Annotated in this window: 17 protein-coding genes, 1 tRNA gene and 2 pseudogenes; 11 read left to right on the forward strand and 9 right to left on the reverse strand. The window is 54.1% G+C overall.

What is annotated here, in order from left to right:
* Window positions 1–9 precede the first annotated feature (9 nt).
* Window positions 10–1,704 carry a hypothetical protein gene (locus AC2FPW_RS07530; RefSeq protein WP_496813077.1) on the forward strand — a complete coding sequence of 565 codons (1,695 nt, stop codon included), beginning with the start codon at window positions 10–12 and terminating at the stop codon, window positions 1,702–1,704.
* 28 nt (window positions 1,705–1,732) lie between these two features.
* Here the strand turns inward: AC2FPW_RS07530 and AC2FPW_RS07535 are convergent, their stop codons facing one another.
* Window positions 1,733–2,410: a hypothetical protein gene (locus AC2FPW_RS07535; protein WP_496813078.1), complete on the reverse strand. Its 678-nt coding sequence runs from the start codon at window positions 2,408–2,410 to the stop codon at window positions 1,733–1,735.
* A gap of 306 nt (window positions 2,411–2,716) precedes the next feature.
* Here AC2FPW_RS07535 and AC2FPW_RS07540 point away from each other — a divergent pair, with 306 nt between their 5' ends.
* The 4 genes and pseudogenes from AC2FPW_RS07540 to AC2FPW_RS07555 all read left to right on the forward strand — a co-directional run bounded on the left by AC2FPW_RS07540 (window position 2,717) and on the right by AC2FPW_RS07555 (window position 4,871).
* A complete protein-coding gene (locus AC2FPW_RS07540; protein WP_496813079.1) occupies window positions 2,717–3,640 on the forward strand; it encodes a hypothetical protein in 924 nt (307 codons plus the stop codon).
* A gap of 129 nt (window positions 3,641–3,769) precedes the next feature.
* Window positions 3,770–4,198 (forward strand): hypothetical protein, encoded by a 429-nt coding sequence (locus AC2FPW_RS07545; RefSeq protein WP_496813080.1) that lies wholly within the window; start codon window positions 3,770–3,772, stop codon window positions 4,196–4,198.
* Window positions 4,199–4,338: 140 nt separating this feature from the next.
* A pseudogene (locus AC2FPW_RS07550) lies at window positions 4,339–4,569 on the forward strand (integrase core domain-containing protein); the annotation flags it as partial.
* Window positions 4,570–4,622: 53 nt separating this feature from the next.
* Window positions 4,623–4,871 carry a hypothetical protein gene (locus tag AC2FPW_RS07555; protein WP_496813082.1) on the forward strand — a complete coding sequence of 83 codons (249 nt, stop codon included), beginning with the start codon at window positions 4,623–4,625 and terminating at the stop codon, window positions 4,869–4,871.
* Between the two features lie 42 nt (window positions 4,872–4,913).
* Here AC2FPW_RS07555 and AC2FPW_RS07560 read toward each other — a convergent pair whose 3' ends face one another.
* Window positions 4,914–6,329, reverse strand: a complete 1,416-nt coding sequence (locus AC2FPW_RS07560; RefSeq protein ID WP_496813083.1) for a tyrosine-type recombinase/integrase — start codon at window positions 6,327–6,329, stop codon at window positions 4,914–4,916.
* Between the two features lie 162 nt (window positions 6,330–6,491).
* Window positions 6,492–6,565, reverse strand: a tRNA-Cys gene (locus AC2FPW_RS07565).
* 224 nt (window positions 6,566–6,789) lie between these two features.
* On the opposite strand from AC2FPW_RS07565, the gene AC2FPW_RS07570 reads away from it, so the two are divergent.
* From AC2FPW_RS07570 to AC2FPW_RS07580, 3 genes are all read left to right on the forward strand, one after another.
* On the forward strand, window positions 6,790–7,443 hold the full coding sequence (locus AC2FPW_RS07570; protein ID WP_496813084.1) for a protein-L-isoaspartate O-methyltransferase family protein: 654 nt from the start codon (window positions 6,790–6,792) through the stop codon (window positions 7,441–7,443).
* Window positions 7,444–7,537: 94 nt separating this feature from the next.
* Window positions 7,538–8,956, forward strand: coding sequence for a TolC family outer membrane protein (locus AC2FPW_RS07575; protein WP_209503355.1), 1,419 nt, complete (start codon window positions 7,538–7,540; stop codon window positions 8,954–8,956).
* A gap of 73 nt (window positions 8,957–9,029) precedes the next feature.
* Window positions 9,030–9,818, forward strand: coding sequence for a hypothetical protein (locus AC2FPW_RS07580; RefSeq protein ID WP_496813086.1), 789 nt, complete (start codon window positions 9,030–9,032; stop codon window positions 9,816–9,818).
* Between the two features lie 3 nt (window positions 9,819–9,821).
* Here the strand turns inward: AC2FPW_RS07580 and AC2FPW_RS07585 are convergent, their stop codons facing one another.
* Together AC2FPW_RS07585 and AC2FPW_RS07590 are read right to left on the reverse strand one after the other, a co-directional pair.
* On the reverse strand, window positions 9,822–11,279 hold the full coding sequence (locus AC2FPW_RS07585; protein WP_496813088.1) for a cobyric acid synthase: 1,458 nt from the start codon (window positions 11,277–11,279) through the stop codon (window positions 9,822–9,824).
* Between the two features lie 156 nt (window positions 11,280–11,435).
* The gene (locus AC2FPW_RS07590) at window positions 11,436–11,756 is read right to left on the reverse strand and encodes a DUF6280 family protein (protein ID WP_037310273.1); all 321 of its coding nucleotides are present in this window, start codon (window positions 11,754–11,756) and stop codon (window positions 11,436–11,438) included.
* 219 nt (window positions 11,757–11,975) lie between these two features.
* On the opposite strand from AC2FPW_RS07590, the gene efp reads away from it, so the two are divergent.
* Window positions 11,976–12,539 (forward strand): elongation factor P, encoded by a 564-nt coding sequence (gene efp, locus AC2FPW_RS07595; protein ID WP_209503361.1) that lies wholly within the window; start codon window positions 11,976–11,978, stop codon window positions 12,537–12,539.
* A 54-nt stretch (window positions 12,540–12,593) separates the two neighbouring features.
* On the opposite strand, the gene AC2FPW_RS07600 is transcribed toward efp, so the two are convergent.
* Together AC2FPW_RS07600 and ygfZ are read right to left on the reverse strand one after the other, a co-directional pair.
* The gene (locus AC2FPW_RS07600; RefSeq protein WP_480484218.1) at window positions 12,594–13,535 is read right to left on the reverse strand and encodes an ABC transporter transmembrane domain-containing protein; all 942 of its coding nucleotides are present in this window, start codon (window positions 13,533–13,535) and stop codon (window positions 12,594–12,596) included.
* Between the two features lie 106 nt (window positions 13,536–13,641).
* Complete coding sequence (gene ygfZ / locus AC2FPW_RS07605) at window positions 13,642–14,385, reverse strand: CAF17-like 4Fe-4S cluster assembly/insertion protein YgfZ (RefSeq protein ID WP_496813090.1); 744 nt, start codon at window positions 14,383–14,385, stop codon at window positions 13,642–13,644.
* Window positions 14,386–14,458: 73 nt separating this feature from the next.
* Between ygfZ and AC2FPW_RS07610 the strand changes: the two genes are divergently transcribed.
* A complete protein-coding gene (locus AC2FPW_RS07610; protein WP_480485201.1) occupies window positions 14,459–15,133 on the forward strand; it encodes a TIGR04283 family arsenosugar biosynthesis glycosyltransferase in 675 nt (224 codons plus the stop codon).
* Window positions 15,134–15,140: 7 nt separating this feature from the next.
* Here AC2FPW_RS07610 and AC2FPW_RS07615 read toward each other — a convergent pair.
* Window positions 15,141–15,896, reverse strand: a pseudogene (locus tag AC2FPW_RS07615) (hypothetical protein); the annotation flags it as partial.
* Between the two features lie 244 nt (window positions 15,897–16,140).
* Here AC2FPW_RS07615 and AC2FPW_RS07620 point away from each other — a divergent pair.
* Window positions 16,141–16,980 carry an EamA family transporter gene (locus AC2FPW_RS07620; protein ID WP_496804139.1) on the forward strand — a complete coding sequence of 280 codons (840 nt, stop codon included), beginning with the start codon at window positions 16,141–16,143 and terminating at the stop codon, window positions 16,978–16,980.
* 28 nt (window positions 16,981–17,008) lie between these two features.
* Here the strand turns inward: AC2FPW_RS07620 and AC2FPW_RS07625 are convergent, their stop codons facing one another.
* Window positions 17,009–17,980, reverse strand: coding sequence for a UDP-glucuronic acid decarboxylase family protein (locus AC2FPW_RS07625; protein ID WP_480485203.1), 972 nt, complete (start codon window positions 17,978–17,980; stop codon window positions 17,009–17,011).
* Between the last annotated feature and the right edge of the window lie 657 nt (window positions 17,981–18,637).

Consider the following 18,637-nt stretch of genomic DNA (forward strand, 5'->3'; position numbering starts at 1 on the left):
CCAAGCGGCATGAAAAAGCTGAAATTCAAAAGACTTTGGCTGCTATCAAATCAAGAAAAGAAAGCCAGAGTTGAAGATTTCAGCCAAGCTGCAACAGCGGTCGTAGCGGATAACGACTTTGGCAAGTCTAGCTTGATCAAATCGCTCTATTCTTCTCTTGGAGCGGATCCATCACGTACGCCAGAAGCTTGGAAGAACGCAAAGGTTGAATCACTCCTGGAATTTGAGATCGACGGCAACGGCTACTTTATTCTGAGGCAGGCAGGCCGCTTCGCTCTTTTTGATCATGAGGGATCGTTAGTTTGGACTGCAAGTTCGATAATTAAAGAATTGGGTCCAAAAATTGGTGAGTTACTCGATTTTGAGATTGTGACAAAGCTAAAGGGGGGCAAGAATTCGGTGCCTCCGCCAGCTTTCTGCTTCCTTCCCTTTTATCTTGATCAAGAGAAGGGTTGGGTAGAAACATGGGCGTCATTTTCAGGTTTGGACATGGTGAGCGGCTACAAGGATGACATTGCTCGCTATCACACAGGAATACGTCCGAAGGAGTACTATCGCGCGAAAGCTCTAAGAGATGAAACTGCGGCTGCACGAAATGAACTAACCCAAGAACGTGTCGCTCTGTCTAAAGCGAAGAAGCGTTTTAGCGATAAACGCGAAAAGATGGGTATCGCACTGGACGTTAGCGCGTTCGAAGACAGAATCAGAGCTCTATTGAAAGAACAAAACGCGCTGCAGAGAAGCTATGATGAAATACGCGGTGAAATTGGACAACTGCAGTCACAGAGAACCGCTTCTCAGGAGGAAGTGGAAATAGCTGCAAAAGTACTGTCTGAGTTGGAAGCGGATATCAAGTTTTCGCAAAAGCTAAGCGAGGCCGAAATCGTATGCCCAATGTGCAGCACGGTCCATGAAAACGACTTCGCCAACAGGTTTGGTCTTCACAACGACGCGGAGGCCTGCCGAATTGTCCTCGTTGAAGCGAGAGCCAAAGTCGAAAAACTAGACAAAGTTATAGACGCAAAGCTCAGGGCAATACCTTCGCTGGAGAAACGTATTGAACGGATTCAGGAAATTTTGGAAGAAACGCGGGGCGAGATTAAACTTGGTGACATGCTGCGCGATGAAAGCGAGCGCATCGTAGACGATACCTTCGAGCAAGAAGAACGTGCGATTGACGGTGACATAGGTGCTTTGAACGATAGGATCGTGGCGGCAAAAAAGGAAATGAGCTCTTTTGACAAGAAGGAGCATAAAGAGAAGATTATAAAGTTTTATGCGGGAAAACTGCGCGAGTTTTGCACAAAATTAGGTGTCGAAAATGTCCCTTCGAATATGTGGGACAACATTCGCCCAACGATCAAGGAGACTGGCAACAGAGCTCCACGTCTACTGTTGGCATACAATTATGCTGTTTTGCACACTATCTATGAGTTTTCTACATCGTGCTTTTGCCCAATTGTTGTTGATACGCCTCTCCAACAAGACCCTGATCCTAAGAATGCAGAAAAGATGATCAGGTTCGCCATTAACGACCGCCCAAAAGGAAGTCAGTTGGTTTTGGCTACTGGCAGCATGCAGGGCGTTGAGTTCTCTGGACGAGAGATCAATCCAGAAACCAAGGAGCAACTTCTTCGAGCAGATCAGTATGAAGCAGTACGCACGCACATGCTGCCGTTTTTGAACGCTGTTTTGGAGCCGTAAATTTTTTACTTGTAGGCACTGTTCTTGTTCATTTGCTCCGCAACGGAAACTGCCCTCTACCTACGTTTTCAATGTAATCAGTAGCCGCAGCCAGGTGGCGATTGAAGCTTGCGGTTTGTCTGCGCCTGACTTCTCTTTGTATGTCACTGAAAGGTAGGTCTTGGCGCTTTGCCATTTCAACCGTCCACCCGTTCACCACCTTGTTCACGTGTAGTCCTGCTAACTCCGCAAGCTCATACTTCTTCTTGCGTTTCTTGTGCTCCTGCCACACGTCCCATACGCAAAGAGTTTGGTACAACGAATTGAGCCTGACTTTGGCTGCGACGGGATATAGCGCTCTACTAATTCGCCGTGCAGCCGCAACTTCCTCTTTTTGATCGTTCAGCACCTTGCGGAAATTCTGAACGAGTTGTTTCGTCCTAACCTCAAGCGGTATTGTTAGTGTGATTGTGCCGTTAGTTTGGTCGTTCAACGACCTGTTTCCCACGCCTATGCGCCGCGCCACAGGTTCCGCAAACAAGTGCTGTCCGCGTGTTAGGTCTTCTTCGATTTTTTCGCTCCACCACTTCCAAAAATCCTTGGTCTCATGGGCGTGCACATCGCCAAAATCCGCATACAGCTTTTTATAGCGCCCTGCGCCACCTCGTTCACAACAATCTTTGTAGCCTTCGTGCCGCCGCAAGAACTCCCACCAAAAATAGAACACGGAGCATTGCCACGGCTTCGCGTCAATAAACGGTGGTTGGATTCGAGCAAGACGTTTTGAAACATATTCGCCTGTTTCGCGTGAGCGTATGCCTTTGTACGGTGGGGCATGTATGAAGAGCTTTGGTCCAGCTCTGTGTCGCCTATCATCCATATTTAAAACAGTCACTTAAACCATTTTATATACATTCAAGTAGAGCCTATTTCACTCAACGGCACAAGGTAGTTTTTCATTCTAATCTGTATTTGTTGATGACGAAACAGCGTCAACGATCAACAGAAACAAGCATAAGAAAAGGAATCTACAATGCTGAATAACTTTGAAAACAACATCACTGAAGCCGTAACTAACATGCTGCCAGCAGCAGCAATTGGCGAAACCAACGAACAGGTGCGCGCCCACCACAACTACCCGCTGACCAAGCGCGAAGATGTTTTGAGTGAAGCGAAAGCTGCTGTCAGCTACCTCCAAGACTTGAAATCCGTCTATGCAGAATTCGAGGCTCTTGAAAAGAAAGCAAACACAGTTCTGTACGAGTTCTTGGGCGGCGTGTTTTTGGTCGTTCAACGGATCAAACTAGTTGGCGAAAAATCGACAAAAGCAGAAAAGCAGCGTCTGCGCGAGACATTCGAACTTATCATGGACGAACGCAAAGAGAACAAGGAAGTCAATTTTACGAAGGCCACGTCCCTTGAAACCAAAGCTTTGCGTTTCGTTTGCGGCAACATTACGCCATCCCGCGAAAAAGCTTGGGCGCGCGTGCTGAAAATTGCTCAAAAGAACGAAGACGTCATGTCGCGCAATGTTTCATTTGCTGCCTGGCTGGCAAGCGAGGGCGGTGTTTACGAGGTAGCAAACACAAACAAGAACGGTGTTAAGCCCAGCGATCGTGAGCAAGGACACATCAATTGCGGGCTTACAGTACTTGATGGTTGGTTGGGTACTGAAGAGCACAGCGAAATTGTAAATGCAGCCAATGGCGAAGCAAAAGCTGAAAATGAATTGCTTGAGGGGCTGACAATTACTCTTAACTTTAGACCTGACGGTGCTACGCCGCAGAAAGTCATTGAGTTGCGTGATGACATTGCAATTGAGCGCGTGCTTTTGCTGTTGGGGCGCAAGATGAGCACGCCACTACGGAGCAGGGAAGAAGTAATGGCTGAAGAAGCAGCGAAAATGCAGTCATTCACAAATATCACTGGTCATGCCGTCGAAGCTCACCGCATGTAAGCTACATTGATACTTTTGCTCAAGGTCAGCTCCGTGCTGACCTTTTGCAATTTTAGCCTAACTATCAGATTTAGATCGCTTTCTTCTTAGAAGGCAGCAGACATATGGGGTGACTATAGGAGCTATGATATGTCTGTACTATCCAAACTAACCGTAAAATCCGTCACCCGCGCCAGCAAGCAGGACCCTGTTCAACTGCGCCGCCGCAAACTTGTCGCTGCAATCGAAGAACAGGTGAAAGCGGCTGATGCCGCTGCAAAGGGTGAAATTTACGAGGTGACGCGCAAGACATGGATCAAGAACGAGCAGGGTGAAAAAGTGCTGGTGGACAAACTACGCAAAGTGCGCCCGTGGTTCTTCGAGCAAGATGGCGGCTGGTACGTGCAGTGCAAATACGGGAACAAGGCGCTGAAAATTGGCAGCGGAAACGCAGTCTTTGTGAAAGCGCTGAAGGATATTGCTGACGCGTTGATTACGTTGAAAGCAGCGACGGAAGCTGGCGAACTAGACGAGGCAATTGGCACCGTTGTCACCAAGCGCTCGAAAAGTCGTTCATAAGCTCCAGTGGCGAAGAAAATATCCAAATGTTTTTGGGGTGGCGCGTTGCGCTACCCTTTTTTCTTGCAGTGAATTCTGGTAGATTTTTTAAGAAGATAAAGCCAAGGTGTAGATTTTTGTCAGAAAAATTTGGGGACTTGTTCCTAGACAACATCTTCGTCGAACGGCTCTGGCGAAGCCTGAAATACGAGTGTGTCTACCTGCATGCATGGGAAACCGGATCAGAGGCAAAGGCCGGTGTCGGCAAGTGGATCGAGTTCTACAACCGAAAACGCCCCCATTCCGCCCTTGGCGGCAAACCCCCTGCCGTGGTCTATTGGCTAAGAAATAACACAACACAACCCGATCAGCAGGAGCAAAGAGTAGCTTAAACTACGCTCAAATCTGTTCCAACATTGGGGAGTAGCTCACAGCTGGAGTTGAAATGAAGCTAACAAAGACTGAACGCCACTCCGTGCACGTAAAGAAGTTCATCGAAATACCAGACCCCGTATTGATTGAGGAGTTTGGATCAGTTGAAGCTGCAAAGAAGGCTTTTGATGCCGACAGCGATGAATGGTTTGATTTCTTTTCGGAGATTGCGAGTGACTATGTGACGGGAGAGGAAGAAGACTGGATCAGCGATCGAAAGGGCTACACAGAGGAACATTTGGAGCTGGATGAAGGAGATTGACTAGGGCTAGTAAGTAAGCACGTCTCTTTTGTTCTCCCCCTGCTACCCATTCAAAATCCGCAGCAAAGTTTCGCCCTCTATCAAGTCATCATTCTTTGCCGTCAGCGCCTTCATCGCAATTTCTTCTGTCACCACGTAGTTCTGTCGTTCAACGCCCAAAGCCGCCAGTAGCCCAGCTTCATCTAGCTTGCCCGCTGCAAGCATATTGAATGCCGTTTCCACCACACCGCCACCGTTTGCCATCGCCTCTTTCTTTGGGCTTTTTCGCATGTCGCGTCCGCTGTGCATTTCAGCATTAAGCAATGGACTGTATTTGCTGTAGTGCTTGTCCAGCATCGCAGTGCTGTTACCCATTTGTTTGCTCAAGGCGTGGGTGCTGATGCCGCGCTTCAAGTCCCGCGTCGCATAGTAGTGCCGCAAGCTGTACAAAGTGCGGGATTTGCCATCCGCGCCAACTTTCAGACCCAAGTCGTCCAACAGCGCATTAAATGCGCGGTTTAAGCTCGCTATGTTTGCAACTGCGCCCAAGCGAGTCGTGAACACATGCTCGTTGCTTTTGGCTGCGATGAGCAGAGCGAAGCTGTCGTAGCTGAGAGCGGGGTTCAGCTTACTTTGTCTGTCCAAGTAGCCTTCCACTGTGTCTCGCGCCACTGCGCTTCTCTTTCGCGTTTTCCCGTCTACGTTCACCACCAAATAGCGTTCGCCGCCATTCTCCTGCCATTCAATGTTGCGCCAACGCAGCCGCAAAGCCTCTGTGCCGTGCCGCACGCCAGTGTTTGCCAGAAACAGCACGTAGTTTCGTAGCACTTCGCGCGTCGCTATCGCTTTCTTGTCTTTCGTCTTTTTGTGCCACGTGCGCAGCGCCGTATAAATCTTCTTGTACTCGGCGTCCGTGAAGCTGCCTCTGCTTTCGCTTTTGACACCTTTGTTGAGCAGAGTGGGGCGCATGGATTTTACGATCCAGCCGTGTAGTTCTGCTTCGTCCAAAACTCTGTTCAGCGCAGCGTTGTGATTGTTGATGCCGCTTTGAGAAAACGGCTTTTTATTCGTCTCAGTACGCCACGCGTCAAAAGCCGTCAGCGCAGCCAAATCTATCTTCGCTACGTCAGTGTGTCCAAAATACGGGATGAGCCAGATGCGCAGTGCTGAGAAGTAATCTTTGTAAGCTTGCTTGCCGCCGCCCTCATCAAGTTCGCGCTGCATTCTCGCAATGGCATACTCTGCAACATGCTTAAATTTGCGTGTTTGTGCAGGGAGGTTGTTTTTAATGCGCGCCTTGGTCTCGTGGTACAATTCAATTGCGCGTTCTTTAGCTTCCTCTAAGTCGTCCGTCTTTGTGCTTTTCACAACACGTTTGCCGTTGTCCAAAGTCAGCCGCACGTACCAATTTTCGCTGCCCTGGCGCTTATCCAACTTCAGTTTTTTGTGCACATTTACAGTGGTAACGCCGTAGCTCATCGCGTGCTGCTTCGCCTAGTTGCCTGTTTTTTCTCAGTATACGGCAAAAGGTCTCAAAATGCAGCCGAATCTGCACTCGGACTGTGTACGAATTGTGCACGGATCGCTGAGAGCTAGATCTTGTGTTTATCTTTGGGATTTGCGAGAAATACCACAATATGTTGGAGGCGAGTACCGGAATCGAACCGGTGTACACGGATTTGCAATCCGCTGCGTCACCACTCCGCCAACTCGCCTTTTCAAGTAAAATCAAATACTTGCCGTGGTGTGACTGGGTTTTTAACAGCTTTCCTCTGGGGCGTCCAGTGGATTGCGCTCGAAATTGCCGACAAGATCGAAATTTGCCGACGTCCACGCCCAAGGAGGTGATCAAGATTCAGGTTGCGGCAACAGGGGCGTTGCTGGAAGGTTCAGGATATGGCACAAGCCCGACATCTTTGGGAATGAGACGAGATATCCAATGACTGACTTCGCAGCCCGGCGCCGCACAATGGTTGATACACAGATCCGCCCCTCTGACGTCACCAAGTTCCCGATCATTGAGGCGATGCTGAGTGTTCCGCGGGAAAGCTTCGTGCCCGATTCTCAACGCGAGGCGGCCTATGTGGACGGCCTGATTGATCTGGGGGACGGGCGCAGCATGTTGGAGCCGCGAACCCTGGCTAAAATGCTGGACGTGCTGAACATATCCAAGGATGAGATGGTCCTCGATATCGCTCCGGCAATGGGGTATTCCACGGCTGTCACCGCGCGGATGGCTGAGTTGGTTGTGGGTGTTGAAAGCGACGAAACCCTTGCAGCCGAGGCGCAAAGCCTCTTGGCCGAAGCTGACGTGCACAACGCTATTATCCACGTCGGCGCGCTGGAGCAGGGTGTGGCAGAACACGGCCCCTATGATGCGATCATGGTGCAGGGCGGTGTCGAGCAGGTGCCCGATGCCCTGTTGGATCAACTCAAGGATCACGGTCGGATCGTGTGTCTGTTTGTCAACGGCAACCTGGGCACCGTGCGGATCGGTCGAAAAACCGGTGGTCGCGTCAGTTGGCGTGATGTGTTCAATGCCAATGCGCCGGTTCTGGAAGGTTTTTCGGCAGAGTGTGCATTTTCGCTATAGTCCGCCGATAGATTTTTCTATCGCCTTGATTAGTTGAAAAGAAGGCCGCAAACTGCCTGTAGGGCAGTGTAATTTCGTTTGAGAGGATTTTGGTATGCGTGGTTCGGCGACAGGTAAGCTGGTCAGGGCGTTTGCTGTGACCGCAGGACTTGCCATGAGCGTGATGCCAGGGCGTGCAGCGTGGGCAGACAACATAACGGATGCGTTCATCGGTGCGTATAACACCAGTGGTTTGCTTGAACAGAACCGGGCGTTGTTGCGGGCTGCGGATGAAGATGTGGCCATTGCGCTTTCTGCGTTGCGACCAATCATCAACTGGACCGTGCAGGTCAGCCAGGATTACACCCGGTCGCGGGTCAATAACGTCGTGACGACAAACGAACCGTCGCGGTTCTTTTCGGGCCTGACGCTGAGCCAGCTTTTGTATGATGGCGGCGCGTCTGTGCTGGGCAAGCAGTCGGCGCAGGAAACGGTGCTGTCTACCCGGCAAACCCTGATTGATATCGAACAACAGGTTCTTATTCGCGCAGCAAATGCCTATCTGGGCGTCCTGTTGCAGGAAGAGACCGTGGCGATCCGCCAGAACAACGTGGATGTGTCAGCAGAGGAACTTAGGGCGTCGAATGACCGCTTCGAAGTGGGCGAAGTAACCCGCACGGACGTCGCATTGTCCGAAGCACAGCTGGCAAGCTCTCAGGCGGATCTGGCGGTGGCACGTGGCGAGTTGAGCATTGCGCAGGCCGAATACGTGAACGCAGTCGGAAAGGCACCGGGGCGAACGGCTGGTCAGCCGAGCCTGCCCAATCTGCCGCGTTCCGAAGCTGAAGCTGTGAATCTGGCGCAGCGCAACCACCCGGCCATTCTGTCGGCGCAGCATCAGGTCAGGGCGTTTGATCTGGTCGTGCAGCAGCAACGGGCAAACCTTGGGCCGAATGTCAGCCTGAATGCCGATGCTGGCGTGTCCGAGCGCTATGACAATAATGACTATGTGAACGACGCGACCGTGTCGCTGAACTTCACACAACCAATCTATGCGGGTGGCCGGTTGGCGGCAAATGTGCGCCGCGCAATGGCCAGCCGGGATGCCTCGCGTGCGAATCTTCTGAACGTTCAAAAGAACATCACGCAGGGTGTGACCGACCGTTATGCGGCGTTTCAGGCGGCCAGCGCCAGTCTGAGGGCGTCAACCGAGCGCGTTAACGCCTCGCAGGTGGCGTTTGATGGCATCCGGGAAGAGGCAACTCTGGGCGCGCGAACAACTCTGGATGTATTGAATGCACAACAGGATTTGCTGGATGCGCAGCTGGCAGAAGTCGCTTCGCGCACCGAACGGTCGCGGGCTGCCTATCAGTTGTTGCAGGCGCAGGGCCTTCTGACAGCCGAGCGTCTTGGGCTGGCGGTGCAAATCTATGATCCGACTTTGTATTACAATCTGGTCAAGAATGCGCCGGCACAGGTCAGCAAGCAAAGCAAGGATCTGGATCGCGTTCTCAAAGCATTGCGCCGGGACTGATCGCCAATACTATCTGTTGTGAGGCGCGGATTGTTTGGCTACACTCGATCCAAGGATAGAGCGGTAGAGAACAATGTCTGATAATGTCGTGAAAGCAGGGATCGAAGACGTTCTGTCTTCGGTCAAACGTCTGGTCAGTGAAGACAGTCGTGATAAAACCGTCGCGGATCAAACGACTAAGGCACGCAAGCCGGGGCGGCTGGTGCTTACAGATGCTTTGCGGATCAGCACACCAGATCAATTGGGGGTGATTCCCGCTAAAGCTGTATCAGAAGCCGAAGTTTCAGATGCTGCGAAGCCGATGTTGCTGCGCACCTGCGATATCGTTCAGACGGGTCAACCCGCGAACGCCGAGCAGGACAAGCCAGAAACAGCCGAGACGAAACGCGTCGCGGCGGATGATGCAACAAGCAGCCTGAGTGCAAAGATCGAAGCGCTGGAAGCGGCCATTGCGCAAACAGAAGATCAGTGGGAACCGGACGGTGACAGCCAGGATGCATATTCGGGCACACCGTCTCACGCGCTGCCATGGGATGTCGAAGAAGAATTTGCCGCTGCGATGTCGATTGATGCTGCCGGTGGTGAAGAACCAGACGCGGTTCAGCAGGACGAAGACGCACCTTATCAGGCGGAATTCATCCGGTCGTCTCAAGCTGTTGTGTCTGATGCTGATGCCGAAGAACCTGGTTCCGACGAAAACGTCAGGACGATCGACATGGATGAAGACGCTCTGCGCACCCTGATCGCAGAGGTTGTCCGCGCCGAGCTGCAAGGAACGATGGGTGAGCGGATTACACGGAATGTGCGCAAGATGGTCAGGCGAGAGATCGCCCGCGCTCTTGCGGCTCAGGATCTGGAGTAACTCTCAGCCACGGTGCGGGGGCTGCGCGAGGCTGAAAAGAAGGTCAAGGTCCATGTGGCGCTCCAGATGATCGGCCAGATCGTCCAGCGCCTGCTCGACGCCGTCCTCATAGGACAGGTCCGAGGTCACGCCTAACGCTGACAAATACCGCGCCCGGAATACGTCGGACGAAAAGATACCGTGCAGATAGCTTCCCTTGATCCGCCCGTTTGCGCTGGCCGCGCCTTCAGGGCGGCCTTCGACCTCAAGCCATGCATTGGTGCAATCCGGCCCGTTTGTATGGCCCATGTGGATTTCGTATCCGGTGACTGGCTCTCGGTCCGGCAACGCATGGGCCGTACGCAGGACAACTTGCTTTTGTCCTCCCATGACTGTGTCCACATCCAGCAACCCCAACCCGTCGACCTTACCCGGTCGACCGTCTACGCCATCGGGGTCGGAAATGGTCTTGCCCAGCATTTGAAAGCCACCACAGAGACCCAAAACATGCCCGCCGCGCCGGACATGGCCGTACAGGTCGATGTCCCAGCCTTGTGCACGGAAATAGGCCAGATCTCCGATGGTGGATTTGCTGCCCGGTAGCAAAACCAGATCGGCATCGCCCGGCAATGCGCGTCCGGCCGGAATGATCTCGACACTCACACCGGGTTCGGCCGACAATGGATCAAGGTCGTCGAAATTCGCCATCCGTTCAAGCTGTGGCACAACAACCTTGCAGGTGCCGCCTGTGTGAGAACGGATGTCCATCATATCTTCGGCCGGTAGCTTCCAGGCGTCATGAAACCATGGCACGACCCCCAGACAGGGCCACCCTGTACGAGAGGCAATATCATCGCGCCCTTCGTCAAAAAGGGATACATCCCCCTTGAACCGATTGACGGCAAAGCCCCGAATTCGCGCAAGATCGCCGTCGTCCAGAACCGCCTGAGTGCCAACGATCTGTGCGATCACACCGCCGCGGTGAATGTCGCCGACAAGTATTACAGGTATGTTCGCAGCGCAGGCAAAGCCCATATTGGCGATGTCACCCTTGCGCAGGTTTGTTTCGGCCGGGCTGCCCGCCCCTTCGATTAGAACCAGATCCGCGTCGTTGCACAGCCGGTCAAAGCTTTCCAGTGCGGCGCTTAGCAGCCTGGATTTATCCTTGCGGTAATCACCGGCTTTCATGGTGCCCGCGCGCTGCCCCTGAACAATGATCTGCGCGCCGGTATCAGTTTCAGGTTTTAGCAATACAGGGTTCATATCCGTATGCGTCGCCCGCCTTGCCGCCCGTGCCTGAAGGGCCTGTGCGCGACCGATTTCCCCACCGTTTTCTGTAACAGCAGCATTGTTCGACATGTTCTGCGGTTTGAAGGGCGCAACCCGAAGACCCCGCCGTGTAAAAGCCCGCGCAAGCCCCGCCACCAGAACGGATTTTCCGACATTGCTGCCGGTGCCTTGAATCATGATGGCGCGAACCATGGATTGTCTCCTACCTGTCAGGGCGCAGATGACCTGATTTGGGCGGGCAGGGGAAGCCCCGAACTCATCCTGACGCCCAGGATCGTGGTGGGATACGCATAGAAAAACGCGCTCTGATGGCAGAGCGCGTTTTTTCTGAGTTGAAACAGCCTTGGATCAGGCAGCTTCAGCCTGCTGAGCGGCATTGCGACGCTCGCTTTCTTCACGCGACAGCGCGACCGAGGTCCGCACGCCACGGCCAACGAACTCCATCAGTCCGCTGACAACCCGCTCGTTCGGGTCGATTCCCGCGCAAGACAGCACTTCGCGTCCATCGCGCGAGCGCGCCCAACGGGCGATTTGTTCCGGGCCATTGCCATACTTCTTGTCATCGGCAATGGCGTCATCGAGTGCGGCCAACACAACGGCCGCGAAAAGTTTGCGAGCACGATTGCCTTGTTCGTTGTTAAAGGCAGTGCCGTCAACGAAATCTCTCATCTCGTCTTCCTTGTTTTTCTTGCTCTTGCAATTTTCGGCGTGACGGTCCTTATGACCGATAAAGTGCGATTCGGATACAGCTAATATGCATAGTTGCGTTGCGTCACTTGCATATCTCGCTGCACGTGCAGCACTAGGTTTGGTTGTCTTGTCAGGTATGTTCCCGCCAGATATAGGAGGCGCAACTGACGCATCAACCGTTTGTGAAGGAATTATGTAATGCCCAAGATAAATGGGAACGAAATTCGCCCCGGCAATGTGCTTGAGCATAACGACGGCCTTTGGGCCGCGGTCAAGGTTGACCATGTGAAGCCCGGCAAGGGCGGCGCTTTCGCGCAGGTCGAACTGCGCAACCTGCGCAATGGTTCGAAACTGAACGAACGGTTCCGCTCGGCTGACAAGGTTGAGCGTGTGCGCCTTGAACAGAAGGATCAGCAGTTCTTGTATGAAACCGATGGCATGCTGGTCTTCATGGATGCCGAAACATACGAACAGATTGAATTGCCAGCGGATTTGCTGGGAGAGCGCCGTCCGTTCCTTCAGGATGGCATGACGATTGTTGTCGAATTCTACGAAAGTGAAGCGCTGAACGCGACGCTGCCGCAGAAAGTGACCTGCAAGATTGTCGAAACTGAGCCGGTCGTAAAAGGTCAGACCGCCGCGAACTCGTTCAAGCCTGCAATTCTGGACAATGGCGTGAAAGTCATGGTGCCGCCGTTCATCGGTCAGGATGAAATGATCATCGTGAACACCGAAACGATGGAATATTCCGAACGCGCGTGACGTTTCGTCGCTTTTAGTGTCAGACCGCGCAAGCAGCCGCTGCGCGGTCTTTTTTTATGCACTGTTGCGGTACCGGTAATGCGCGGGGTCCGGGCCGAATAGTTCTAGCATCAGCTCGTATTTGATGCGGTTGGCACTGACTTGTCTGTAAAAGGCGATCAGGAACGCGGTCGGGCCCTGTATCCGGCCAAGCCCGCTGGTCGCGGCCACCACCGTGCCGACGTCGGTCTTTCCTTGCAGCACCAGATAACCGCCCAACATCAGAATACCGACGGTTCCGGCGCCGTTGATTACGCTCAGGAGAAACTTGGCCGAAAGCTTCCAAAGAAACATGCGCCGCCTTGTGTCATAGATGTCGTCGAACAGGGCATTGATATCCCGCTCGACGGCATCGATATCCTCGGTGGTCAGCCTATCAGTGGCGCTGCGCAAAAGGCGGACGCGTTCGGCGACAAACGTGTTCACTTTGCGTTGCGACACCAGAACGATAATGATCTGCGGCACAATCATGGAAAACGCGATAAGGCCAAGGCCTGGCTGCGTTGAGGATATGTACCCGATCACGCTGACCAGCGTTCCAACCTGAACCACCGGGTCCGAGAACGCGCCCCCTGCGAACTTGCCCAGCTCCTCAGCCTCGGCTGAGATGGCGGTCGTCATGGTACCTTTGCGCAGATTTTCACCCGTTTCCTTCAGGTCGGTCGCGCGCCACAGCAAGCGTTGCCGGATCAGCCGGATCATGTCTTCGCCCAATGTACCCGCGCGAAAACCCAGAACCCATTTCAGGGCGAGGCTTAGCAGGATGACAATCATCATGCCGATGCCCAGCAGAACCAGCTTTTCGACATGAAGATCGTTGGACGTAAGATGGTTGACGATATCGCGTTGAAACTCAAGCGGAACCGCGGCAAGCGCAGCAATGGCAATGGATAACAGAATGAGGACAATCTGCCGTCCGGCGCTGGCGCGCCAAATCGCGGAGTAAAGCTGAAACATGCGGGTATCCGTGTTGCCCCTGTGCCGACACATTGGCAGGGCTGGGTAACGGGTTCAAACTATACGAAACATATGGCGGATAAGGCCGTGCCGATATGGCAACAAGTTATTCTTGGTCCGTCAGGCGAACCACGATGTCTCCGGCCATCATGTCTGCATTCGCACGGTCAAAGCGCAGATACGCGATTCCGTGTCCGCCTGATTGCGTGAAGAGGGTGCCAACGGGTTTGCCGTTTGCGGTAATCTCAGTCCCCACCGGAACCGATCCTTCGACAATGACCCGCCGCAAGCCTTTGCGCAATTCGGTCTTGTGCTTCATGCGCGCAGTCACTTCCTGACCGACATAGCAACCCTTTTTGAAGTCCACGCCGTTCAGCGCCTCGAACCCGGATTCGAGGATATAGCTGTCTGGCGTCAGTTCGACCCCAGCCTCGGGGATGCAGTGTCGAACGCGCAGCGCGTCCCAGTCGGTTCCGTCATCGCCTTCCGAAGCTGTCGAGTAATCGCGCCAACCCATATCCGGGTGACGAGGGTCATGAAGGGCGGTGTCCGGTGCTGGCCCAGTGCCGCGTTGCAGATGTAGATCCGTGCCTTCGATTACTACATCCGCCCGGAGTTTGTACATGTTCAGGCGCTTGATCAGGTCATTTGCAAAAGGCTCGGCCACGTCCAGCAGCACTCCACCGTCATCGCGTTTCAGAAAGAAATCTGCCAGATACTTGCCCTGCGGAGTAAGCAACGCCGTATAAACAAGCCCATTGCCCAGCCCCCGAACGTCATTGGTGACGAGGTCCTGCAAAAAGTCTTCGGTGTCCGAGCCGGTCAGGCGCAGGATGCGGCGGGTGAGCATGGCTTGGTCCTCGTCATTGCCTTTGGCCTCGTGATATAGGAAGTCCCGCAGCCAAGACCAGAGGTTATCGGACGTGCCCGCACCCGTCACTGTAGTGATTCCAACCTTGAATGCCGCCGGTTCCTTGCCTGCGTGCCTTGAGGCCCTGATGGAAGGGGTGCATTCCGGGCTGATCAGGGACCTGATCGTCAGCGATGCAGGCTCAACAGACCAGACGTTGAGAATTGCAGAAGATGTTGGCGCGCTTGTTCTGAAAGGTGAGCCATCGCGCGGTGGTCAATTGCGCCGGGGGTGCGCGCAGGCTGATGGTGAATGGTTGTTAATCCTTCATGCAGACACCTTGTTGCAGCCGGGGTGGGCCGAGAGCGTAAGCGCCCATCTACCCTCCAACGCACCAGCTGCGTTTCGGTTGGCTTTTCGCGCGCGTGGGTTTGCGCCGACCTGGGTGGCCGGATGGGCCAATTTGCGCAGCAGGCTGTTCGGTTTGCCGTACGGAGATCAGGGGTTGCTGGTTCCGCGTGATGTCTATCTGGCGGCTGGTGGGTATCCGGACCAACCCTTGATGGAAGATGTAGCGCTGGTGCGCGCATTGCCACGAATCGCATTACTCGAGTCGCGCGCCTCTACGAGCGCGGAGCGCTATGAACAGGCAGGTTGGACTCGACGGGGCATGCGGAACTTGTGGACACTTCTGCGCTACTTTCTGGGGGTTGATCCACAGGTGTTGGCGCGGGGCTATCGACGTTGAGCGCCCGGCGCAATTCGACCATAGATTTTCCCAGTCGAAACGGGGCCGCAAAGCTAACAAGACAAAGCGCCACGATTTGCAGAACCAGAATATGGGCATTGGCCTGCAGGTATTCCCATTCGTCCTTCAACTTGCCGACCTGCTGGATCAGATCGTCATAGCTTTGTGCCAGGATCTGATAATCTCCGGCAATCGCGGGTACCTTACGGCGCATGTTGTCGATGGCCACCTGAGTTTTGTCGTCCAGAGACGTGAATACGAGGAACTGGTCGATATTGAAAGCATCAGCTTTTGCCGTCATATCCCGCAGCTCGTCCATTTCATCTTTGCCCTGACTTCCGAACAGGAAGTGCAGGCCCTGCAGGGGGGCCACTTCGTTGGTTACGGCGATGAACAGGGGCAATTCCGAGTTGCTGGCAGTTGATGCCGACAGGAATTCAACCTTGTCGCACAGCACTGCCGTGTCAGGATCGTAAGCCGGGTCGCAGAAACGCAGACGAAACCGTGCGGCATCCCGGTCGAATGCCAATGTTGCGGCGTAGGCCACATCAATCTGGCGATCCAGTCGCGAACTGTCCGACGTGTAAAGCCCCGCCAGAACAGCCACCAATGCGCCGATGCCACCCAGCACGACCCAGACAAGATCGGCCAGTTTCCATGCCCTGTGCCCTGCTGGCTTGCGGAACAAAAAGGCGGTGCCGATCGATCCTGACAGAAAAAACAGGATTAGCAGGGGCAATTGGTTGTCTGTCACAAAACTCATGTGCCCGATCTTAGAACGTGATGCGCGTCCTGCAACCGGGATCACGTGCTGTTGTAACTTCTTACCGGGCACAAGGGCGCGGGACGAGACCGGAAACGGCTTGCGGACACGTCCCCAACAGTGGCGGTAATTTGACCACTGGAATCCGGCTTGACAAAAATCCCGGTTTTGGCAGACACCACGCCCAAGTGAAATGGGGCCAAAGACCCTTTTTACGCACGAATTCTGCGGGAAAGGTTCGGGTATGACCCTGTTCGTCATTCTGATTATTCTGTCGGCGGCGCTACTGCATGCCGTATGGAATGCCATCGTGAAAACGGCAGCGGACCGCACCACCATGCTGGGTCTGGTCGCGTTGGGTCAGGTCTTGCCGGCGGCGGTTATGGTGATGGTCCTGCCGTTGCCGAACACGCAGAGCTTTGTCTATATCCTGCTCTCGACCGTCGTGCATTTCGGTTATTACTTCATGCTGGGCAAGGCCTACCAGCATGGCGATCTGAGTGTGGTTTACCCCATAGCACGCGGGATTGTTCCGGCACTGGTCTCGCTTTGGGCGATGGCGCTGGTGGGCGAAGTTCTGCCCTGGCAGGCCTGGGGTGGGATCGCCTTGATCGCAGTTGGCATTCAGCTGAGCAGCTGGGCGGCGCTGCGTTCGGGTGTCGGGCGCAGCGCGCTGGGATTTGCGCTGGGAACCGGGTTCTGCATTTCGATCTATTCGGTGGTTGACGGGATTGGGGTACGGCTGTCAGGCAATACGCTCAGCTATTGGGCGTGGGGGGCCTTTCTGCACCTGTTCATTGCAGGGTTTATCGGGGTCAGGAAACGCACCACCCTCAAAGACCTGCCAGTCAGAATATGGATGACGGGCCTTTTGGGTGGGCTGGTTTCGATGACAGCGTATGGTCTGGTGCTTTACGCCAAGAACTTTGCGCCGCTGGGGGCGGTTTCGGCCCTGCGGGAAACCTCGGTCATCTTTGCGGCGCTGATCGGGTTCATTTTCCTGAAGGAAGGCAACTGGATGCGACGCCTGGGCGCCGCGGTCCTCATGGCGATTGGCGTCGCGCTGATCGGCACGGCGGTCTGATCCGGTCCCCGAGCCATGGCAAGACGCGTTATCCGGCTGCGCCTTCTGACTGAAGCGTCCGGAAATACCGGATCGTTGCGTCCAACCCTTCTTTCAGCTGTACTGTGGGTTCCCAGTTCAGCAGGGTCCGCGCCAGCGTGATATCGGGCTGACGTTGTTTCGGATCGTCCTCGGGCAACTCTTTGAAACTGATAGGGGTTTCCGCGCCAACAAGCGCCTGCACCTCGCTGGCCAGCTCGTTCATCGAGAATTCGTTGGGATTGCCCAGATTAACGGGGCCGGTGACGTCCTTGCCTGTGTCCATCAGGCGGATGAACCCTTCGATCAGATCATCCACGTAGCAGAATGACCGGGTCTGCGTGCCGTCGCCAAAGATCGTGATCGGCTCGCCCGTCAGGGCCTGCATGATGAAGTTCGACACAACGCGCCCATCGGCGGGGTGCATTCGGGGGCCGTAGGTGTTGAAGATGCGGGCGACCTTGATCTCAAGCCCCATCTGACGGTGGTAATCAAAGAACAACGTCTCGGCACACCGCTTGCCCTCGTCATAGCAAGAGCGCGGACCAACCGGGTTGACGTTGCCCCAATAGTCTTCGGTCTGCGGATGGATCGTCGGGTCACCGTAGACCTCAGACGTCGAAGCCTGAAAGATCTTGCATTTCAGGCGTTTCGCCAGGCCCAGCATGTTGATCGCGCCATGCACGCTGGTCTTGGTCGTCTGCACCGGATCGTGCTGGTAATGCACGGGCGAGGCCGGGCAGGCGAGGTTATAGATCTCGTCCACTTCCACAAACAGCGGGAAGGTCACATCGTGGCGCATGAACTCGAACCGCGGGTTGCTGTGCAGATGGTCGATATTGCGCTTGGTGCCGGTGAACAGGTTGTCGACGCACAAAACCTCATGCCCCTGATCCAGAAGCCGGTCGCACAGATGCGAGCCCAGAAATCCGGCCCCACCGGTTACGAGAACACGTTTTCGACTGTCATAAAGGCGGGCCATTGCAAATCCTTAATCGTTAAATCCAAGCCAGCTTGTCACAGGGAAGCCGGGTCTTGATCTGATTAGTAAACCGAAGGGATTTGAATTGCAGTAGATTTTGGTTTTTTGAGGGCGCGTGTGGTGGTGGGTCTTCCGCCCAGTCAATGCTTGATGCGAGGCATCAAGCACGCGCCCGCCCCGCCCCCATGGGCGGGCGCGTTTCATGTCCGCTCTCAAAGTTGGCGCGAGACGACGGCAAAGTTTGATTGTTTTGATTGCTGACTTCTTGTTTTGTCCAACCAACTGCGTGATCGTTGTTTAGATGTATTTTATGCTGACTTTTTGATGGCTGTATTGATTGAGGTAGCACGACAAGATGAAACGGATAGAACAACACTATCAACGGCTCATTCGAGATCTCAACGACTTCTCAAAGGAATACGAAGACGGGCTGCGGTCAAGAGCTTATCAGCTTTGTACGACAATTTATCAATTAGTCTATCAAGGTGGAAAAAACACTGCTGTTGCCAACTCGTTGGGATTGCTAAGAGGGGAGAACTTTCCTAATCCCCAAAGAGGCTGGGTGAACTTTGGGTTCCCAACGGCTTTGTTGCACAAATGGCGTGAGGGATTCCCTGTTTGAATCCAGTGGGGTAGCAATGGTGCATGAGCAGTTGG

This window comes from Ruegeria sp. SATB027 (assembly GCF_059613825.1).

Coding starts and splice junctions, on each gene's coding strand:
- AC2FPW_RS07530 (WP_496813077.1), top strand. CDS start 10: ATGAAAAAGCTGAAATTCAAAAGACTTTGGCTGCTATCAAATCAAGAA.
- AC2FPW_RS07540 (WP_496813079.1), top strand. CDS start 2,717: ATGCTGAATAACTTTGAAAACAACATCACTGAAGCCGTAACTAACATG.
- AC2FPW_RS07545 (WP_496813080.1), top strand. CDS start 3,770: ATGTCTGTACTATCCAAACTAACCGTAAAATCCGTCACCCGCGCCAGC.
- AC2FPW_RS07555 (WP_496813082.1), top strand. CDS start 4,623: ATGAAGCTAACAAAGACTGAACGCCACTCCGTGCACGTAAAGAAGTTC.
- AC2FPW_RS07560 (WP_496813083.1), bottom strand. CDS start 6,329: ATGAGCTACGGCGTTACCACTGTAAATGTGCACAAAAAACTGAAGTTG.
- AC2FPW_RS07570 (WP_496813084.1), top strand. CDS start 6,790: ATGACTGACTTCGCAGCCCGGCGCCGCACAATGGTTGATACACAGATC.
- AC2FPW_RS07575 (WP_209503355.1), top strand. CDS start 7,538: ATGCGTGGTTCGGCGACAGGTAAGCTGGTCAGGGCGTTTGCTGTGACC.
- AC2FPW_RS07580 (WP_496813086.1), top strand. CDS start 9,030: ATGTCTGATAATGTCGTGAAAGCAGGGATCGAAGACGTTCTGTCTTCG.
- AC2FPW_RS07585 (WP_496813088.1), bottom strand. CDS start 11,279: ATGGTTCGCGCCATCATGATTCAAGGCACCGGCAGCAATGTCGGAAAA.
- AC2FPW_RS07590 (WP_037310273.1), bottom strand. CDS start 11,756: ATGAGAGATTTCGTTGACGGCACTGCCTTTAACAACGAACAAGGCAAT.
- efp (WP_209503361.1), top strand. CDS start 11,976: ATGCCCAAGATAAATGGGAACGAAATTCGCCCCGGCAATGTGCTTGAG.
- AC2FPW_RS07600 (WP_480484218.1), bottom strand. CDS start 13,535: ATGTTTCAGCTTTACTCCGCGATTTGGCGCGCCAGCGCCGGACGGCAG.
- ygfZ (WP_496813090.1), bottom strand. CDS start 14,385: ATGCTCACCCGCCGCATCCTGCGCCTGACCGGCTCGGACACCGAAGAC.
- AC2FPW_RS07620 (WP_496804139.1), top strand. CDS start 16,141: ATGACCCTGTTCGTCATTCTGATTATTCTGTCGGCGGCGCTACTGCAT.
- AC2FPW_RS07625 (WP_480485203.1), bottom strand. CDS start 17,980: ATGGCCCGCCTTTATGACAGTCGAAAACGTGTTCTCGTAACCGGTGGG.